This window comes from Nocardia sp. NPDC052001, assembly GCF_040680615.1.
In the GTDB taxonomy this organism is placed as follows: Bacteria; Actinomycetota; Actinomycetes; order Mycobacteriales; family Mycobacteriaceae; genus Nocardia.
The window spans coordinates 41827-60807 of record NZ_JBFAXC010000020.1; the positions used below are offsets into that span (position 1 = coordinate 41827).

General features: G+C 65.6%; 19 protein-coding genes. 12 read left to right on the top strand and 7 right to left on the bottom strand.

The window, feature by feature from the left end:
- Position 1: 1 nt before the first annotated feature.
- Both AB0L82_RS41820 and AB0L82_RS41825 read right to left on the bottom strand, forming a co-directional pair.
- A complete protein-coding gene (locus AB0L82_RS41820) occupies positions 2-1396 on the bottom strand; it encodes an AarF/ABC1/UbiB kinase family protein (RefSeq protein WP_364650503.1) in 1395 nt (464 codons plus the stop codon).
- Positions 1397-1447: 51 nt separating this feature from the next.
- Complete coding sequence (locus AB0L82_RS41825) at positions 1448-2116, bottom strand: TetR/AcrR family transcriptional regulator (RefSeq protein ID WP_364650506.1); 669 nt, start codon at positions 2114-2116, stop codon at positions 1448-1450.
- 175 nt (positions 2117-2291) lie between these two features.
- On the opposite strand from AB0L82_RS41825, the gene AB0L82_RS41830 reads away from it, so the two are divergent.
- From AB0L82_RS41830 to kstD, 7 genes are all read left to right on the top strand, one after another.
- A complete protein-coding gene (locus tag AB0L82_RS41830; protein ID WP_364650509.1) occupies positions 2292-2927 on the top strand; it encodes an SRPBCC family protein in 636 nt (211 codons plus the stop codon).
- The gene (locus AB0L82_RS41835) at positions 2924-4486 is read left to right on the top strand and encodes an NAD(P)/FAD-dependent oxidoreductase (RefSeq protein ID WP_364650512.1); all 1563 of its coding nucleotides are present in this window, start codon (positions 2924-2926) and stop codon (positions 4484-4486) included. The genes AB0L82_RS41830 and AB0L82_RS41835 overlap by 4 nt, the downstream gene beginning before the upstream one ends.
- A gap of 425 nt (positions 4487-4911) precedes the next feature.
- The gene (locus AB0L82_RS41840; RefSeq protein WP_364650515.1) at positions 4912-5379 is read left to right on the top strand and encodes a hypothetical protein; all 468 of its coding nucleotides are present in this window, start codon (positions 4912-4914) and stop codon (positions 5377-5379) included.
- A gap of 293 nt (positions 5380-5672) precedes the next feature.
- Positions 5673-6443 (top strand): TetR/AcrR family transcriptional regulator C-terminal domain-containing protein, encoded by a 771-nt coding sequence (locus tag AB0L82_RS41845; protein WP_364650518.1) that lies wholly within the window; start codon positions 5673-5675, stop codon positions 6441-6443.
- Positions 6440-7321 carry a LysR family transcriptional regulator gene (locus AB0L82_RS41850; protein ID WP_364650521.1) on the top strand — a complete coding sequence of 294 codons (882 nt, stop codon included), beginning with the start codon at positions 6440-6442 and terminating at the stop codon, positions 7319-7321. The genes AB0L82_RS41845 and AB0L82_RS41850 overlap by 4 nt, the downstream gene beginning before the upstream one ends.
- A gap of 103 nt (positions 7322-7424) precedes the next feature.
- Positions 7425-8018 carry a helix-turn-helix domain-containing protein gene (locus AB0L82_RS41855; protein WP_364650524.1) on the top strand — a complete coding sequence of 198 codons (594 nt, stop codon included), beginning with the start codon at positions 7425-7427 and terminating at the stop codon, positions 8016-8018.
- An 80-nt stretch (positions 8019-8098) separates the two neighbouring features.
- Positions 8099-9766 carry a 3-oxosteroid 1-dehydrogenase gene (kstD, locus tag AB0L82_RS41860; RefSeq protein WP_364650528.1) on the top strand — a complete coding sequence of 556 codons (1668 nt, stop codon included), beginning with the start codon at positions 8099-8101 and terminating at the stop codon, positions 9764-9766.
- Here kstD and AB0L82_RS41865 read toward each other — a convergent pair.
- The 3 genes from AB0L82_RS41865 to glnA form a co-directional block, all read right to left on the bottom strand.
- Positions 9759-10676, bottom strand: coding sequence for a tyrosine-protein phosphatase (locus AB0L82_RS41865; RefSeq protein WP_364650532.1), 918 nt, complete (start codon positions 10674-10676; stop codon positions 9759-9761). The genes kstD and AB0L82_RS41865 overlap by 8 nt on opposite strands.
- 168 nt (positions 10677-10844) lie before the next feature.
- On the bottom strand, positions 10845-11327 hold the full coding sequence (locus AB0L82_RS41870) for an SRPBCC family protein (protein ID WP_364650535.1): 483 nt from the start codon (positions 11325-11327) through the stop codon (positions 10845-10847).
- Between the two features lie 433 nt (positions 11328-11760).
- Positions 11761-13197: a type I glutamate--ammonia ligase gene (gene glnA, locus AB0L82_RS41875; protein ID WP_364650538.1), complete on the bottom strand. Its 1437-nt coding sequence runs from the start codon at positions 13195-13197 to the stop codon at positions 11761-11763.
- A 437-nt stretch (positions 13198-13634) separates the two neighbouring features.
- Here glnA and AB0L82_RS41880 point away from each other — a divergent pair, with 437 nt between their 5' ends.
- The 5 genes from AB0L82_RS41880 to AB0L82_RS41900 all read left to right on the top strand — a co-directional run bounded on the left by AB0L82_RS41880 (position 13635) and on the right by AB0L82_RS41900 (position 17098).
- On the top strand, positions 13635-14168 hold the full coding sequence (locus tag AB0L82_RS41880; RefSeq protein ID WP_364650541.1) for an RDD family protein: 534 nt from the start codon (positions 13635-13637) through the stop codon (positions 14166-14168).
- A gap of 215 nt (positions 14169-14383) precedes the next feature.
- The gene (locus AB0L82_RS41885; RefSeq protein ID WP_364650544.1) at positions 14384-15283 is read left to right on the top strand and encodes an alpha/beta hydrolase-fold protein; all 900 of its coding nucleotides are present in this window, start codon (positions 14384-14386) and stop codon (positions 15281-15283) included.
- Positions 15284-15383: 100 nt separating this feature from the next.
- The gene (locus AB0L82_RS41890) at positions 15384-15983 is read left to right on the top strand and encodes a sulfite oxidase-like oxidoreductase (protein ID WP_364650547.1); all 600 of its coding nucleotides are present in this window, start codon (positions 15384-15386) and stop codon (positions 15981-15983) included.
- Positions 15984-15998: 15 nt separating this feature from the next.
- Complete coding sequence (locus AB0L82_RS41895) at positions 15999-16808, top strand: ferredoxin reductase (protein ID WP_364650550.1); 810 nt, start codon at positions 15999-16001, stop codon at positions 16806-16808.
- Positions 16809-16810: 2 nt separating this feature from the next.
- Complete coding sequence (locus AB0L82_RS41900) at positions 16811-17098, top strand: DUF6510 family protein (RefSeq protein WP_364650554.1); 288 nt, start codon at positions 16811-16813, stop codon at positions 17096-17098.
- Between the two features lie 75 nt (positions 17099-17173).
- Here the strand turns inward: AB0L82_RS41900 and AB0L82_RS41905 are convergent, their stop codons facing one another.
- Positions 17174-18040 (bottom strand): alpha/beta hydrolase, encoded by an 867-nt coding sequence (locus AB0L82_RS41905; RefSeq protein ID WP_364650557.1) that lies wholly within the window; start codon positions 18038-18040, stop codon positions 17174-17176.
- Between the two features lie 158 nt (positions 18041-18198).
- Entirely contained in the window at positions 18199-18945 is a 747-nt protein-coding gene (locus AB0L82_RS41910; RefSeq protein WP_364650561.1) for a DUF4191 domain-containing protein, read from the bottom strand.
- Between the last annotated feature and the right edge of the window lie 36 nt (positions 18946-18981).

The window sequence follows — 18981 nt, forward strand, 5'->3', positions numbered from 1 at the left end:
GTCACGCCCGCGCGCGCAGCCATTGTTGTTCGAGTGCGCCCAGTTCGGTGCGGGATTCCTCATCGTGCGACCACTCCCGCGCGATGCGATGCCAATTGCCGGTGGCGCGCAATTTGCCCAGCAGGGCGAGGGTGCCGTATTCCGCGCGGCGCGCGAGCGCGTGTTCGGCGGGGGCGTATTCGCGGCGCAGATTGTCGAAGTAGCCGCGGCGTGGATCGATGACGGCGAGCAGGGCGTTGGACGCCGAGTCCGCGCCGACGCGGGTTTCGGCATCGGTCAGTAGCCAGCCCGATACCTCGTACATCAGGCGCAGGCACTCCTCCGGTGTGACCGGCGAATGCTGTTCCAGCACACCGTAATCCACCAGGAGTGCGCGCAGGTCCGCGCCGCGGTACTCCGCTGCCGCGCGGGCGCAGTCGAGTTCGAATTCCACCGCCGTCGCGTCCATCTGTTTGAACAGGCCGAAATCCAGGAAGGCGACCCCGCCGTCGGCGGTGAGCAGGATATTGCCGGGGTGCGGGTCGCCGGTGAAACGTCGCTCCCGCAGCATCGATCCGACGTAGAAGCGCATCAGAATCTCGCCGACCCGATCCCGCTCGGCGTCGCCGAGCGCGGTGATCTCGTCGAAGCGCAGGCCCTCGACGAATTCGGTGACAAGCACCCGGGCCGTGCACAGTTCGACTTCGACCGCCGGGATGTGAATGAACGGGTGGCCCTGGAAGATTCGCGCGATGGTCAGATGGTGTTCGGCCTCGGCGCGGTAGTCGATCTCGGCCGCGATATGGGTCGCGAGCTCGCGGACCAGCGTGTGATCCGCGACCGCCGGTGCGACGCCGCGCAGCAGTCGCATCACCAGCGCGAGGTTCTTCAGATCCGCCCGGATCGCGATATCGATACCCGGATACTGCACCTTGACCGCGACCGCGCGGCCGTCGGTGAGCCGGGCCCGGTAGACCTGGCCGATCGATGCCGCGCCGATCGGCTCTTCGTCGAATTCGGCGAACACCTCATCGAGTGGGCGGCCGTAATCGCCCTCGATGACCGTGCGCATCTGCTCGAAAGGCAGTTGCGCGCTCTGATCGTAGAGTGCGGCCAGCTTGCGCTGGAAGCGTTCCCGCTGCCGCGGCGATACCGCACGATCGCCGAACGCGGCCAGCGGATCGAACATGGACAGCAATTGCCCGGCCTTCATGGCCAGGCCCTTCATGCTGCCCAGCACCGTCACGATGTCCTCGGCCGCCTCGATGAGGGCGCGTTCGGTGCGGGCGATGCGCTGTTCCTCGGTATCGCGGACCATCGACAATCGCACGCCCGCACCTCGAACCGCCTGGCCCGCAACGAGTTTGCCCAGTTCGGCGCCGCGTCGCGCCCGGGAGACGGGGATATCGTTCGGCATCGGCGACCTCATTCCGGCGAGAGGTGCGAGATTAACAGACGTCGGTGTCGACTAATCCGTTTCCGGCTGGAGCGCGCGCAGGCCCGGGGTGAGCACCGCGATCGCGCTGTCGATATAGGCGCGCCGATCCGATCCGCCGCGGCCCTGCAGGGTGCGCATGACCGGCGGGATGGTCAGGGCCAGCAGCATCCAGGACACCTCGCCGGTATCCACGTCGTCCCGGATGACGCCGGAATCGACTGCCCGGGAAAGGAATCGGTCAACTGTCGCCGCGAGCACACCGCCCAGGCCCAGGATTCTGGTGTTGAGCTCATCGTCGATGCCCGGCAGTTCGAACAGCATGGCGTTCATCAGCGCCGGATCCGATTCGGCGATATGGCACATCCGCTCGACCGCGCCGGACCAGGTCTGGATCAATTCCTCGATGGTGAACTCGCGGTCCAGCAGCGCGGGTTCGAAGACGTCCCCGGCGATTTCGGTGAGCAGCCGATCCAGGCCGTAGTCCACGACCTCGTCCAGAATCGCGCGCTTGCTGTCGAAATAGCGGTAGAAGGTGCCGTAGCCGATGCCCATCTCGGCGGTGATATCGGCCGTGGAGGCCGCCGCGTAGCCCTTGGTGGTGAACACGCGGTAGGCGGCCGCGATCAGCTCGCGCCGGCGCCGCTCGGTGTTCTGCTCATCGCGGGGGCGTCCGGGTCCGCGCTTGGCTGGTTCGGTCATCGAGCACATCGTATGCGCCCGTCCCGGTGGCGCCGCCGGATGCGGGTGCGCGGGATCCGACCCTTGCGCATCTGTCTGGGACGGTTTAGTTTGGTGACATCTTCGTCCGGTAATTGACTGCACGTCAGAACGGCATTCGTGGCTATCGGACGTTGTGAGACAAAGGAGTCGCTCCATGACGGGCATCACTTCATTCCTGCACACCCAGCACGCCGCGCGGCAACCGGTCGACGATTCGGTCTTCGACACCGCCGCACTGGTTTTCACCATCGAGCGCACCTTCGACGCACCGGTGCGCGCGGTGTGGACCGCCATCGACGATGATCGCGCCTGGAGTTGGCTGCCGTTCCCGCGCGTCGGCGTGCGCTACGACTCGCCCCTGCGCGGGGTCGGGGTGGTGCGGGATATGGGATCGGTCTTCGAACCACTGCGGTTCCTATGGGTCGAGCGCGAGAAATTCTGGCGCTACGAACCGAACCGGCGCATCACCTTCGGCGTGGTGAGCGGGAACTGGATGCAATACCTGCTGGTCAGCCAGTACGCCGAGGATATGACCTTCACCGATATCGGGAACGACCGGACCGGATTGGCCTGGACGGTCGCGGTCACCCCGCGCCTGCCGCTGCGCTTCTCCACCTGGGCTCCGCCGCTGTGGCGCGCCGCCTATCGGATCGGGGGTATCGGCCCGCTGTTCGACCGGCGCGTGCGGCAGGTCGCGCGGACCCTTCCGCCGCCACCGCGAGTTGTCCAGGCCAATGGCAAGGCCGCCCCGGCGGTGGGTAACCGTCGCACCGGGAAAGGCGTTAAATGACACCGCAATACGAGGTAATCGTCATCGGGGCGGGCATCGGCGGCATCTGCGCCGGGGTGAAACTCCAGGAGATCGGCATCGACGATTTCCTGATCATCGATCGAGTGGGCGGGCTCGGCGGCACCTGGTACAGCCACAGCTATCCCGATGCGGGCTGCGATATCCCGAGCACCACCTACCAGTTCTCCTTCGCCCGCAAACCCGACTGGGACCGGCTCTTCGCCAAACGCGATCAGATTCTGGAATACCTGGAGAAGGTCGCCGCCGACTACGACCTGCCGCGCCGAATGCGCTTCCACACCAGCGTCATTCGCGAGGAATGGGATGACGCGAACGGGCTGTGGCAACTGCACACCGAATCCGGGGAGGTGCTCACCGCGCGGTTCGTGATCAGCGCGGTCGGTGCGTACATCAATCCCAAGACCACCCCGGACATCCCCGGATTGGCTTCCTACACCGGTGTTTCCATGCATCCGGCGCACTGGGATCACGACTACGACTTCGCCGGTAAACGAGTCGGCATCATCGGTGTCGGGGCCAGCACCATGCAGATCGCACCGAAACTGGCGGAGCAGGTGGAGCGGCTGGATATTTATCAGCGCACTCCCCAGGTGTATCTGCCGAAGCCGGATTTCGTGCTGCGGCCGTGGATGCAGCGCCTGCTCGCACTGCCCGGCGGTTCGGCGATCGCGAACGGCCTCGCCCAGACCGTCATCGATTCGGCGCTGCGGGTCGCCATCTACACGCCCGCACCGCTCTGGCGTTCGGCGGCGCGCGTGGTCGATCTGGTCGGCCGTAACGCCTATGCCGGATGGGTACGAATCAAGGTGCGGGACAAACAAACCCGCCGGGTGCTGCGACCGGACTTCGGCATCGTCTGCATTCGCGGCGGCGCGGGCGGCGACTATCTGCCCACGCTCAATCGCGAGAACGTCGATCTCATCACCGCGGGCATCAGCGAGATCACCCCGACCGGCATTCGCGGCGCCGACGGTGTGGAACGCGAGATCGATGCCCTGATCCTGGCCACGGGCTATGAGGTCTTCTCCGATCCGGAGAGCTACAAACCCGGAACCGTCATCGGCCGTGACGGATTCGATCTCGGCGTCTTCTACAACACCGAGGGACTGCAGGCGTACTACAGCACCTCGGTCGCGAAGGTGCCCAACCGGTTCATCATGATCGGCCCGTATTCCTGGACCGGTACGGCCTTCCACTATTTCGTGGAGAACGCCATGCGCCATATCGCCACCGTCATCGACGAGACCCGGCGGCGGGGTGCGACGGTGGTGGAGGTCCGGCCGGAGGCGCAGCGCCGATTCCATGCCGACATGCTGCGCAGCGGCCGAAACCTGTCCTACTACCTGGAAACCCGATGCGAGGGCTCCAACAGCTATTTCGTCAACTCCCAGGGCAAATCCCCGTACATTCGGCCCTGGTCGCTGTTGAAGACCTATCGCAAGGCCACCCGATTCGACCGTGACGACTACAGCTACCGACCCGCCGTCGAAGTCGGCGAGCCCGCGGACATCCCCGCTGTGGAGTTCACCCACGGCTGAGCGCACGCAGCGCCGTCTTCCGCGCGATGCCGGATGCGAACACCGCCGACATGCCGGCCGGTCGAGCTGACCGGTCGGCTACTCGGTATCCGAATGGTCTGTGCGCTGATTTTCACGAGAGATTAACGGCCACCTGGGCTTTTGTTTGGAAGAGTGTTCTTTTCGGGAGAATCGAAGAGAACGGGAGTGCGATGAGCTCGGTGCACGCTTTGCCAATGGCGCGATCAGGGGCCTTGTTGAGTGTTATGCGAGCTCAGCTGCGCGAATTCATTGCACGGCAGAGTTTTACGCCGGATGAACGCACCGCGCGCGCGATCGCCAGTTCACCGCTCGGTGTGCTCGGTGGAGGGATCGCGCGGCGGTAGCGCAAGTGCGCCATGATTATTCGGTGTCCCGGTGGTTCTGACGGCGTATGATCGGCCAGGATGGGCACCAGGGCGCGGCACGACCAGAAGGCGATAACCGACTGGGACGTGTTCGCGAATGCCCTCGCGCGCGTACTCGCGGAATTACCCTCGCGCGCCACGCTCGTCATTGCCGCGACCGGAAATCGATACGTTCAGTTCCAGCAGTTCGACATCCGGCTTTCCGCCGAGCTCACCGGCAATTACTATCTCGCCGAACCGATTACGGAACCCGCCGCCCAGCGCCTGCGCGAGCTGGGCTGGACCGCTCCGGTGCCGAAACGGGAAATAGAGAACTGGCGGCAGACCCTGCTCTGGCCCATCCCGCCGAGCCGGTTGGCCGAATTGGCGCTGTCGGCCGTCATCGGCCTGCACGACGCCCTCGGTATCGCCTCGCCGACCGAACTCCGCGCCTCCGGCTGGACCGAGGCCAATAGCGATCTCGATCTCAGCGCGCTCGGGCCGATCGCTCGCCGGGGTCTCGGCTAGCCGTTCATCGGGTGCGTTCGTCCATTGGGATTCGATCGGTTCGTACGCGGGATGCGTTCGCGCGCGGGACTGATCAGCCTGTCCGCCAGGTATGTTCGCGCGCTGGTTCCCGAACGGCTCATTCATCGGGTTGATCATTCGTCTCGGCTATCGACGCTGATGGGGCATGTTCCGGTCTCTGGTCATAGGACGTTTGCGCCGATCGTTCGCAGATGCGCACACTGTGCGCTACTGTGATTCGCGTGCGGTTTCCGTCGCCTCCGGGCGCGACCGCGAGCCGGAACGGAGGTGCGGTGGATCGTCGAGCGGAACTACCGCAGCAGGAGGGCATCATCTCCGCATCGCATCCCGGCCTGTCGGTGTGGACCCGCCCGCAGCGTCGGCCGCGACCGGCGCTGAATCGGGAATTGATTGTGTCCGAGGCGGTTACGCTGCTCGACGCCGAAGGTATGGCGGCGCTGAGCATGCGCACCCTCGGCGCCCGCCTGAACGCGGGCGCGACCTCGATCTACCGGCACGTGGCCACCCGGGATCAGCTCATCGAACTCGCGGTCGACGCGGTATACGGCGAGATCGCCATTCCCGAACTCGCGGTGGCCGGGCAGTGGCGGGAGGCGGTCACCACCTGCGCGGAGAGCATGCGCGAGGTGATCCTGCGGCACCCGTGGATCGCGGAGGCGCTGCCCGGGGTCGGACTCGCCTATCTGGGGCCGAATGTGCTGCGGCTCAATGAATTCCTGCTCCGGGTGTTCGACGCCGCCGAATTCCCGCGCAATGAAACCGATACCGCCATCAGCACCGTCATGGGCTACGTGGTCGGCATCTGCCTGAGCGAGGCGGCCTGGCTCACCACGGTCGCGCGCAGCGGTGCGGACGAACAGCAACTCGTCGACCAATTGCTGCCCACGCTGGAGCGCATCACCTCCGCGCACCGGCGCATCGGGGAATCCATTGTGGCGCGGGCGGAATCGGGTATCGGCGCGGTGCGCGAGACCAAATTCCGGTACGGACTCGAGCGCATCCTCGACGGGCTCGCGACCCGGCTGCCGGGGTGGGCGGGATGACCGGCGTGGAGTTCGGCCGCATCGACCCGCTCGAGTTGGAAGCCTTCGTGGTACTCGCCGAGGAACTGCATTTCGGCCGCACCGCCGAGCGGATGGGACTGTCCCAGCCCCGGGTGAGCCAATTGCTGCGCTCGCTAGAACGCCGGGTGGGACGGCGACTGGTGGAACGCACCAGCCGTCGCGTCGAGCTGAATCCCTTGGGGGAGCGGCTACTTCGCGATGTCCGGCCCGCCTTCGACGATCTGCGCCGCGCCGTGGTCGGCACCCGCGCGGCGGCGGACGGCCTGCGCATCGGATTCCTGGGTCCGTACTTCAGCACGCTGGACGGTCCGCTGCTGCGACTGCGGGAGCGCTACCCCGACTGCGAGGTGACGCTCACCCAATTGTCCTGGAGCGATGTCTACGGACCGCTGCGCCGCGGCGAGGTCGATATCCAGACCTGTCTGCTGCCGGTGGAACAGCCCGACCTCACCGTCGGACCCGAAATCGGGGTCTTCCCACGACGATTGGCCATCGCCCGCAAACATCCGCTCGCAGCCGCGCCCTCGCTGGATATCGAGCACCTCGCCGAACTCACCATCATCGGCCCGCCCTCGGTGCCGCCGGAACTGGCGCGCAGCTTCTGGCCGCCGGAGGTCACCCCGTCGGGCAGGCCCATCCGGCGCGGCATCACCGCCATCACCGAACCCGAAATGCTCGGTGCGGTGGCGCACGGTGCGGGCGTTTTCGTGACCACCGCCGCGATGGCCCTGCATTTCGTCCACCCCGATGTGGTGTTCGTACCGTTCACCGGCATGCCCGATGTGCATGTGGTGCTGCTGTGGCGCAATGACACCGACAACCCGCGGGTCCGGGAGCTGGCGAGCCTGGCGCGGTAGTAAGTTCCTTCTTGACAGTCTCTGTCATGAACCAAGATACTGTCACGGCGTGGTAGATCGCGGTGGTCGATCCCGCAGCCGCGCACGACTTGGAGGAACGCCGATGTCACTACGTGAACGGCAACGCAGGCAGATTCGAGCCGAGATACAGCGCGCGGCCTTCGAACTGTTCGCGCACAAGGGATTCGACGAGGTGACCACCGAGCAGATCGCGGCGGCGGCGGGCATCTCGCCCAGCACGTACTTCCGGCATGTGCGCAGTAAAGAGGATCTGCTGCTCGAACCGGTGCGCGAGGGCGGTGCGGGCATCACCACGCTGCTCGAGGAGCGCGACGCGGCCGAACCGGCCGATATCGCACTGGCACAGTCGATTCTGACGCGATCCAATACCCTCGCCGCGGCCGAACTCGAACAGTGGCGATCCGCGTTCGCCACCGCGCCGCATCTGCTCGACCGGGTCGCGCTCATCACGCCTGAACATCGCGCCCGGCTGGTGGAACTGGTCGCACAGCGCATGTCGCGCGATCCGCTGGTGGACAGCACACCCGGGCTGCTGGTGCATCTCATGCTCGCGGCCGCCGAATTCGGCTATCTGCAATGGCTGCGCAGCACCGACCATCCGGGGGCCTCGCTGCCGGTATGCGTCGAAGGCGCACTGAACGCCGTCATCGGCGAACGGTGGCGCACCGCGCACTGAGCGCGGCCGACTTTCCGGCCGATCGGCCGAAATCCCGCTGCCGGCAGGCAGACTCACTATTTCTCCCTTGGGGTACAAGCATGCGCACTGAAGCATTCGACCTGGTGGTCGTCGGGTCCGGCGCGGCCGGAATGGCCGCCGCGCTCACCGCGGCCCACCACGGACTGTCCGCGATAATTCTGGAGAAGGCCGCACACTGGGGCGGCTCCACCGCCCGCTCCGGCGGGGGAGTGTGGATACCGGGGAACTCCGTACTCCGGCGACAGGCTCCGGCGGACGATATCGAATCCGCCCGCACCTATCTGAAGTCCATCACCGGCGAATACGGCGAGGCCGAGCGCATCGATACCTATATCGATCGCGGACCGGAAGCCCTGGAGTTCCTCATCGAGCATTCGGCCCTCGAATTGCAGTGGGTGCCAGGCTATTCCGACTATTATCCGGAAGCTCCCGGCGGGCGTGCGCACGGGCGCTCGGTCGAACCGAAGCCGTACGACGCCAAGGGGCTCGGCGATGATCTGGCCACGCTGGAACCGGATTACGCCGCCGCGGCGAAGAACTTCGTCGCCACGCAGGCCGATTTCCGGCAGTTCCATCTCGGGCTGCGCAACCCGCGCGCGCCCTTCCGGGTGCTGCGCATCGGGGCGCGCTGGGCGAAGGGGCAACTGTTGCGGCAGCATCTGCTGGCGCGCGGACAGGCGCTCAGCGCGATGCTGCGCGAAGGTCTGAACGCGGTGAATGTTCCACTGCGACTGAATAGTCCGGTGCTCGAACTCCGGGTCGAGGATGGTCGCGTCAGCGGTGTGGTGGTGCTGCGCGATGGTGTCGAACAGGTCATCACCGCCCGGCGGGGCGTGGTGATCGCCGCGGGCGGATTCGATCACAACGAATCCATGCGCAAGCAATATCAGCGCGACCCCATCGGCACCGAATGGACGGTCGGCGCGCAGGGGAATACCGGTGACGGCATCCGGGCGGGCCAATCCCTCGGTGCGGCAGTGCGATTCATGGATGACTCGTGGTGGGGGCCGTCCATTCGGCTGCCGCGTCAGCCCTGGTTCTGCCTGGCCGAGCGCAATCTCCCCGGCAGTCTCATCGTCAACGATCGCGCCGAACGCTTCATGAACGAATCGCTGCCCTACGTGGAAGCGACCCACCGGATGTACGGCGGTGAGAACGGGCTCGGCCCCGGGCCGGGTGAAAACCTGCCAGCCTGGCTGATTTTCGATCAGCGGTATCGGAATCGGTACCTCTTCGCGGGATTGCCTCCGCGCCAGCCGCTGCCCGGCCGGTGGTTCAAATCCGGAGCGCTCACCCGCGCCGATACGCTGGCGGAATTGGCGGGCAAGCTGGGTATTTCGGCGGACGCGCTGCAATCGACGGTGGCGCGCTTCAACACCTTCGCGCACACCGGCCGTGACGAGGATTTCGGCCGGGGTGAGAGCGCCTACGATCGCTACTACGGTGATCCGCGCAACCGGCCCAATCCGAATCTCGGTGCGCTGCGACAGGGGCCGTTCTACGCCGCGAAACTCGTTCCCGGCGACCTCGGCACCAAGGGCGGCCTCGTCACCGATACCGCCGCCCGCGTACTGCGGGACGACGGTTCGGTGATCGAAGGGCTCTACGCCGCGGGCAATGCCAGCGCGCCGGTCATGGCGCACACCTACGCCGGGCCCGGCGCGACCATCGGTCCCGCCTTGGTATTCGGCTATCTGGCCGCCCTCGACGCCGCTCGCGTCAGCTGACCAGGTTCTTGCGCAGTTTCAGGAGGGTCCCGGCATCGAGTCCGAGGCCCTGCGTGAGGAACTTGCCGAAATCGCCGAACTGGGAATCCACCTGGGATACAGCGATATTCAGGTAGTCCTCACGCACCTCCTGCAATGGGATCAGCAGATCCGGATTCTGCATGATGCCGCCCTGCTTCAGCTGCGCCCGCAGTGCGGCATCTGCCGCGGCCCGGTACTGATTCGACAGCAGATAGTCCTGCCGGGCCGTGCCCTCGGGCACTCCGACGGCGCGCAGCGTCACATAGGACAGCCAGCCCGTGCGGTCCTTACCGGCGGTGCAGTGGAACAGGGTGGCATTGCCGGTGTTCGCCAGGTCCCGCACACTCTGCCCGAACTTGGTCAGGGAATCCGGTGTGAGGAAGCTCCGGTAGACATCGCCCATGATCTGCTCGGCCTTGCCTCCACCGAGCAATGCCTCCTGCTGCACCGGATCCTTCGATCCGATCGCCTGATACATCTTCGTGAACATCCCGGTGTCGTCAATGGCGCGCGCCACCAGTGGAACTCCCGAAGGCAGGCGATCCGCGCCGAGCGCCTGCACCTCCGCCGGAGTCCGCAGATCGATCACGGTTTGCAGGTGCAGCGACCCCAGCTTCTGCACATCGGCATCGGTCAGTTTGCCCAGCGCGTCCGATCGAATAACCTTCCCGCTCTTGACCTTCGCGCCGTCATAGGTCCGATATCCCCCCAGATCCCGAACATTCACCGCCCCCTGCAACTCGATCTTGGCGGGGCCACCGGCCCCGGCGGCATCCGGCGCGGCGTCTGCCGCCCCGACCGATCCCGCGCTGAGCATCGCCGCCGCGAGCGGAACAATCGCAACCGAGAAAGCGGACCGTCGACTTCGAGCAATATCAAAGAATTTCATCTGCGCGACGCTAAACGCGGCTTACCAGCGCCCACCCGATTCGGTGAACCGCACCCGCCCAACAGGACCCGAGGCCCTCTCACCGAGACTGGCTCTACCGCAGCGCAATAACGGCTGCTAGGTCGGGCGCTTCCGGAAAGCTATTCTACCGAAACATATTTCGATCAGTCACATATCGGAAGATGAGCTCTCGTACCGATCCTGCAACCCCTGCAGCGTCGCCTCGATCCCCGCGGTATTTCCCCGCACGAAACCCGTTGCCTCGTAATACTTCACCCGATTCTTGATCGGCGTCCCCCGATAGTCGAACGTCTCGGTCACCAGCGTCCGCGTAGGCGACAGCGCCCGAAACTCCCACCGCCACAAATGCCCGAACGGATGCCGCCACTCGACAACCTCATCCGGCGTATACGCGGTCACAACGCATGTCATCCGATAGGGCACCCCATACATCCGCATCTTCGTGGAAAACCGAGCCCCCACCCCCATCCGCTCCGGCACCCGAATGTTCTCCCGCACCGTCCCCGACCCATCCACCTCATGATGCCGCCGAGGATCACCCACCATCGCGAACAACTCCCCAGCCGGCGCCCCCACCTCCACCGCCCGACTCACCTGAAATGGCCCCCCATCAACAACCAAAACCGCCATAACCACACCTTTCATATCCCGAACTAGAACAGATTCTAGCTACGAGATTCCCTCCCCACCGGGCGTATCCCACTCCACCCCAACAACTTCAGCCACCCACCGATCAGGCTGTTCCGCAGTCTCCCACCTCAACCGCAACTCGCACCTGAAGACTTCCTCGATCACCCCTCGCAATTCATCCTGAGCCTCCGATCGGTCAGCGCCCGGAGCGGCAGTCACCAACGCCCCGTCCAGAACCCCGCCGCGATCGAAGAACGCGGCCCATCGCCACCGATCGGGCGTTCTGTACAGCACGAGTCCGGTCGGTGTTCCCAACTGCTCCCGCATCGACCGCCGTTTACGTGCCATGGCTCATTTTCTATCCGGGAAATGGGCGGAGCCCCATTCGCTGAGGCGAATGGGGCTCCGTGAATTCTGGTGCTACAGGGAGGATTTAGACGTCGAAGTAGAGTTCGAACTCGTAGGGGTGCGGGCGCAGGTTGACCGGGGCGATTTCCTGGGTGCGCTTGATGTCGATCCAGGTCTCGATCAGGTCCTCGGTGAACACGCCGCCCTCGGTGAGGTACTCGTGATCTTCCTCGAGGCGGTCGATGACCGACGCGAGGGAGGTGGGGGCCTGCGGGATGTTCTTGGCCTCCTCGGGCGGCAGCTCGTAGAGGTCCTTGTCGACCGGAGCCAGCGGCTCGATCTTCTTCTTGATGCCGTCGATGCCGGCCATCAGCATGGCGGCGAACGCCAGGTACGGGTTACCCGAGGAGTCCGGCGCGCGGAACTCGATGCGCTTGGCCTTCGGGTTCGAGCCCGTCACCGGGATACGCACGGCAGCCGAACGGTTGCGCTGCGAGTACACCAGGTTGATGGGGGCCTCATAGCCCGGCACCAGACGGTGGTACGAGTTGACGGTCGGGTTGGTGAACGCCAGCAGCGACGGGGCGTGGTGCAGGATGCCGCCGATGTAGTGACGCGCCAGATCCGACAGACCCGCGTAACCGGCCTCGTCGTGGAACAGCGGCTTGCCGTCCTTCCACAGCGACTGGTGGGCGTGCATGCCCGAGCCGTTGTCACCGAAGAGGGGCTTCGGCATGAAGGTGACAGTCTTGCCTTCCTGCCACGCGGTGTTCTTCACGATGTACTTGAACAGCTGCAGGTCGTCAGCGGCGCCCAGCAGCGTGTTGAAGCGGTAGTTGATCTCGGCCTGACCGGCGGTGCCGACCTCGTGGTGGCCGCGCTCCAGCTCGAAGCCCGCGTTCTGCAGGTTGGTCGAGATCTTGTCGCGCAGATCCACGTAGTGGTCGTACGGCGCGACCGGGAAGTAACCACCCTTGTTGCGAACCTTGTAGCCACGGTTCGGGGTGCCGTCCGAGTTGTACTCCGCGCCGGTGTTCCAGGAACCCGAGATCGAATCGATCTCGTAGAAGGAACCGTTCATCGCCGAGTCGTAACGGATCGAGTCGAAGATGTAGAACTCGGCCTCGGCACCGAAGTAGCAGGTGTCGGCGATGCCGGTCGAACGCAAGTACTCCTCCGCCTTACGCGCGATGTTGCGCGGGTCGCGGGAGTACGCCTCACGGGTGAACGGGTCGTGCACGAAGAAGTTCAGGTTCAGCGTCTTCGCGGCACGGAACGGATCGATCCGGGCGGTGCTGAAATCGGGCAGCAGCAGCATGTCCGACTCGTCGATCGACTGGAAGCCGCGGACGGACGAACCGTCGAACGCGAGGCCCTCTTCAGCCAGATCGGCCGTGAAAGCCTTCGCCGGGATCGAGAAGTGCTGCTGCACTCCGGGGAGGTCGGTGAACCGTACGTCGACGTATTCGACCTCCTCCTCCTTGAGGAACTTGATGACCTCGTCGGCCGTGCTGAACGCCACTTAGTACTCCTTACGGATCGGTTCCCAGCCAGTTCAACTGCATGGGTTCGTCGCGACCAGACGCTATGGACGCCGTGTTTCCCCGCAATCAAGGCTGTGTTTCGCCAGTGTTACACGTACAGCTGGCCGGGGGTTCGGCGGTGCCCCCGAGACTGCGGAGGGCACGCGTCGGTCGCCGAGTGGCGTTCGACCAGCACCGATATCCTGTCATCTACCTCGGCCGCAACACCGACAAGACTCCGAAAAGATAGGGGTATTGCCGTGTCGCGCGCGCCGACCGTGAGAATCCTCACCGCTCGCGGCAGCCGTCCGGTTACCCCGCACGCCGTCCGGTCGTCGGCGTGTGCGAGGTAGCTTCGCACCGATTCGGCGTTCGCGCATCTCGTGCGAGGCAGGGGTGCGGATGCCGGGGGAGCGGCGGCGAATAAGGTGGACCCATGGCACGCATCACCGGCTCCTGGCTCTCCGGACCGAACGCCGATTCCGGAGACAGCCCGTCCGGTGACTACCAGGGCAAGGAACTGGGGCTGCCGAAAACCGGTGTGGGAGCGCTCGCTCCGATGACGCGGCGCATTCCGGCGCTGATCCTGGACTGGTTCATCTCGCTCGGTTTGACCGCGATTCTGGTCCGCCCCAATGCCGATGCGCTCATCGCGAAATTCGTCAGCGCGAATCCCGGCAAGACGCCGCCCTCGCATTTCGAGGTGATCATCAATTCGCTCGCCACGCCCAATCTCGGGGTGTGGTTCGTGCTGGGGATTGCCACGGTGACGCTGTTCGGGTTCACCCCGGGCCAGTATTTCCTGCGCATCCGGGTCAGCCGCATTGATATCGACGGACCGGTCGGATTCGTTCGAGCACTCGCCCGGCAAGCGATCCTGGTATTCGTGGTGCCCGCCCTCTTCACCGACGGCGACGGCCGCGGCATGCACGACCGCGCCACCGGAACCGCCCTCGTCTACAGCCGCTGAACAGCGCGTCCATTCGATTCGGCGGGATCCGAATCCTCATGAATAACTCATACATCCAGGTACATCATGGCTTTGCCAGGTAAATGTCCGTGCGGCCGTAGCCCATTGTTCACCCCGTGTTGCCTTCGATCGGTAGGGTCGCAGGCGGTCCGCCGGGGCGCGCTCGATGAGCTAGCGAATCGGCGGATAGCTGTTGATGTGCTGATGGAGGATCGATGGGTACGGGCTACCGGGCTGCCGCGCGGAGTTTCAGCCGGCGGTCGCTGCTCGCGACCACCGGTCTGCTGGGCTTGGCGGCCACCGGTGCCGCGGTGAGCGCGGGTGTCAACGCCGCGCCCGACGGTGACAGTCTGCAGAATGCCCTGCCGCGCGGTCCGCAAACCATCTTCGGCATCGAACCCATCGTCCGGACCGATCGCGTGTATTCGGCCGCGCGCGGACGTCAGGTGGACGTCATCACCATTCTGCCGCCGGGTGTGCCCACCGAGGGCCTGCCCATGTCGCTGCTGCTGCACGGTCTGCACGGCACCGCCCGCACCGCCGCCATCGGCGATATCGGCGGGGTGCTCGCCGCGGCCGTGGCCGCCCGCCTGGTGCCCGCCTTCGGATTCATGGCCATCGACGGTGGTGACAACTATTGGCACCAGCACTTTTCCGGTGACGACCCGATGACCATGCTGCTCGATGAGGCACCCGGCTGGCTCGGTGCGCGCGGGCTCAATACCGAACCGTTCGCCTGCACGGGCACGTCGATGGGCGGTTTCGGCGCGCTCGTCTACGGTCGCCGGCGCGCCGAACGCGGCCGTCCCGCCAATGCCATCGCCGCCATCTCGCCGGGTCTGCTCACCTCGTGGAACGAGATGAGCAAGCGCAACGCGTTCGCCACCGCCGAGGAATGGTCCGCCCTGGACCCGCTGCAGAACATCGCCAAGCTCGGCCCGTCGCCCACCGGCGTCTGGGTAGGCGATCGCGACCGCTTCATCGACGGCTGCCGCCAGTTCATGGGCCGGGCCCGGCTGGAGGTCGCGCTGGTGACGCCGGGTGCGCACAACGACGATTACTGGAGCACCATCACTCCCGACGTCGTGCGGTTCCTGGGGTCACACGTTCGCTGATCTCGCGCCCGAAACGTCGGGTTGCCGGTTGGGTGAGCGTACTCTTTTCAGATGCCGCGAGGCACACGCGGCCATGTACCCCGTACCGCCGGAGGATCACATGAATGTCTTTTCGCCAGGCTTCCAGGGCCGCCCCCGGCCCACGACCGACCGGCTACCGCCCGGTCAGTACCTGACCGAGGATTTCCCGGTGCTGTCCGCGGGCCCCACCCCGCGCGTCGATCTGAACCGCTGGCAATTCACCGTCACCAATGAGACCGGCCGCCAATACGCCTGGAGCTGGCCGCAATTCATGTCACTGCCGCAGAGCAAACCGCACGTCGACATCCATTGCGTGACACGGTGGTCCAAACTCGACACCACCTGGCAGGGCGTCTCGGTCGACACCCTGCTCGAAAATGTCGAAACCCAAGCGGAATTCGCGGCGATCACCAGCTACGGCGGCTACACCACCAACCTCCCGCTGGAAGATCTGCTGGACGGCAAGGCATGGATCGTGCACAGTTTCGGCGGCCAGGATCTGGATCCGGAACACGGCGGCCCAGCGCGCCTGCTGGTCCCGCACCTGTACTTCTGGAAATCCGCGAAATGGGTGAAGTCGATCCGCCTGCTCGACTACGACGAGCCCGGCTTCTGGGAGACCGCGGGCTATCACAGCTACGGCGACCCGTGGCGCGAACAGCGCTACCAGGGCGACTGACGGCCGGCGGCTGAAATGCGCTGGCAGCCCGCGGAACTCACCGCCGCCCACTTCGAAACCCCATCCGCCCGCACCCTCACCCTGCGCGTCCCCGGCTGGCCAGGTCACCTCCCCGGCCAGCACGTCGACGTCCGGTTGACGGCACCCGACGGCTACCACGCCGAACGCACCTATTCCCTCGCCGCCCCGGCCGACGGCGATGACATCGAACTCACCATTCAGCGCGTCCCCGATGGTGAAGTCTCCACCTACCTCGTCGACGGTTTCCCCCTCGGCGCGCAGATCGAGACGCGCGGCCCGGTCGGCGGCTGGTTCACCTGGAATCCGGACACCGGCGGCCCGGCCACCCTCATCGCGGGCGGCTCGGGCATAGTCCCCCTGGCGGCAATCCTCCGAGCCCGCCGAAAAGTGACTTCGCCCAACCCTTTCCGGCTCATCTATGCCCTGCGCACGCCTGAAGACGTCTACTACCGCGACGAACTGTTCGGCTTCGATCCAACCGGGCTGGACCGCAGCCGAACCTCGTTGCCCGGTACCTCCGGCCAGCTCGAATCAGGCACGCTCTCTACGGGTTTCGCGGTACCGGATGACGATATCGATGTCTTCCTCGCCTACAGCCGCAGCGCCCCGCCGGGCGACCCCCGTGCCCCCGGCAGGCTGACGGCCGAGGAGATCGCGAAGCACTCCCTGCCGCCCGCCGCCGATGTCACCTGCTACGTCTGCGGACCGACCCCCTTCGTCGAATTCGCCGCCGCCGCACTGGTTTCCGCCGGGCACGATCCGGCCCTGATCAGAACCGAACGTTTCGGACCGACGGGAAGGTAGTCATGTCGCCCCAATCCACCTCCCCGGACGCCTATCTCGACGGCAATGTCCTGGCCGGGCTGCTCTCCGAGATCTTCGCCGCCGACCTCACCTCCTGCGGATGTCGTTGCGGCGCATGCGGAGTGGTGGAACCCGTGGCCCGAGCCCTGGTCTACTTCTGCTGCCCCGGCACCGTGGCCCGCTGCTCGCACTGCTCGGCGGTGGTCCTGCGCATCACCACCACGCCGTCCGGCCGCTGGCTCGACCTGGGAGAGGGCGCGGCCCTCTGCCTCCCGATCCCCGAGGAATAGTCGGCCGCTCGGTCAGGGGGTAATGGCGGCGCGGAGCTCTCGCGGGATGCCGTCACCATTACCCCCTGATCTTGGTCAGGACAGGCTGCGGCCCAGGAAATCGCGGATGAGCGAGGCGATTTCGGGGCCGTGGGACTCCAGGGCGAAGTGTCCGGCGTCCAGGAGGTGGAGTTCGGCATCCGGGAGATCGCGCAGGTAGGCGCGCGCGCCGTCGGCTCCGAAGATCTCGTCGTGTTCGCCCCAGGTGATGAGGGTGGGCGGCTGGTATTCGGCGAAGTACTTCTGGAAGGCCGGATAGCTGTCCAGGTTGACCTTGTAGTCGACGAAGAGCTGGAGCTGAATCTCCTTGTTGCCCGGGCGATCCAGATACGCCTGATCCAGCGTCCAGGTATCCGGGCTGATCAGCGACAGTCGGTCGGCCGGAACACCGTGCGTGTACTGCCATTTCGTGGCGTCGGCCGTGAGCAGTTCCCGCGCCGCCGCCTCATTCGCGACCCGATCCTCGGCGTGCGCGAACAGCAACTCCCAGAACGGGGTGAACCCTTCGAGATACGCGTTGCCGCTCTGCGCGATCAGCGCGGTGACCCGCTCCGGATTGCGGGATGCGATGCGCAATCCGATCGGCGCGCCGTAATCCTGGATGTACAGCGCGAATCGCTCGATGCCGAGGGCGTCGAGCAGTTCCAGGGTGATCTCGGTGAGTTTCTCGAAGCTGTACTCGAATTCGTCCACGTGCGGCATCGAGGACTGCCCGAACCCGATGTGATCCGGCGCGATCAAGTGGTAGCGGTCGCTCAGCTCGCGCAGCAGTGGCCGGAACATGGCGGAGCTGGTGGGAAACCCGTGCAGCAGCACCAGTGTCGGGTTCGCCGGATCGCCCGCTTCCCGGTAGAAGACCTGCTGGCCCTGGATCTCGCGGGTGTGGTGTCGCACGGTGGTCATCGCTGTGTCCTAACGCTCGCGCCGATCCGTATAACCGGCTATCGATAGTTAGAAGGTTAGTGGTTCGCGGATCATTCCCGCGCAACCGAACTTTTTCGCCGGAAAATGAGCGAGGCCCCACATCCCTAAGGATGTGGGGCCTCGAAGTTCGGTCTAAATCAGCGGCGGCGGATACTGCGCTGCACGCCACGCATCTTCGCGCCCGCGGGCAGCGGACCCTTCGGCAGCGCCGGTCCGCCGCGCGTGGCGAGCGCCGACAGCCGGCCCTCGATGAGGTCCATCCGCTTGGCGTCGATATTGCGCGGCAGCTTGGTGAGATACCGCTGCAACTCCTTGAGCGGCACCTGATCACCCTCGTTGCCGATGACCACGTCGTAGATCGGCGTATCGCCGACCAGTCGCGATACCTTCTTCTTCTCCTGCGCGAGCAGCGACTTCACCCGCTGCGGCGAGCCCTCGGCGACCAGCACCACGCCCGGCAGTCCGACCACGCGATGCACCGCGTCGAGCTGGGTGGTGGCCGCGACGCCCGGCGTCACCCGCCACTTGCCCTGCAGGTTGTCGAGCACCCATGCCGCCGCTCCGGCCTGTCCCTCGGCCTTGGCGTACACGTTCTTCTGTACGCGGCGGCCGAACAGGATGAACGCGGCCAGCGCGCCGAGCAGCAATCCGATCGGCAGCAGGAACCACTGCAGCCCGAAGATCAACCCGACCACCAGGAACAGCACCGTCACACCGACGAACGCGCCGATCATCAGCGGCAGCAGCAGTTTGTCTTCCTTGCGCTGCATCTGGAACGCCTGCCACAGCTGCTGGCGGCGTTCCTTCGACGCCTGCTTGCGCGCCGCCTTAGCCGCGGCCTTCGCTTCCTTCGACGGGTTATTGCCGCCCTTACCTGCTGCCATGCGTCCAGGATAGTGTCCCGGTACCGCCCGGTTCGC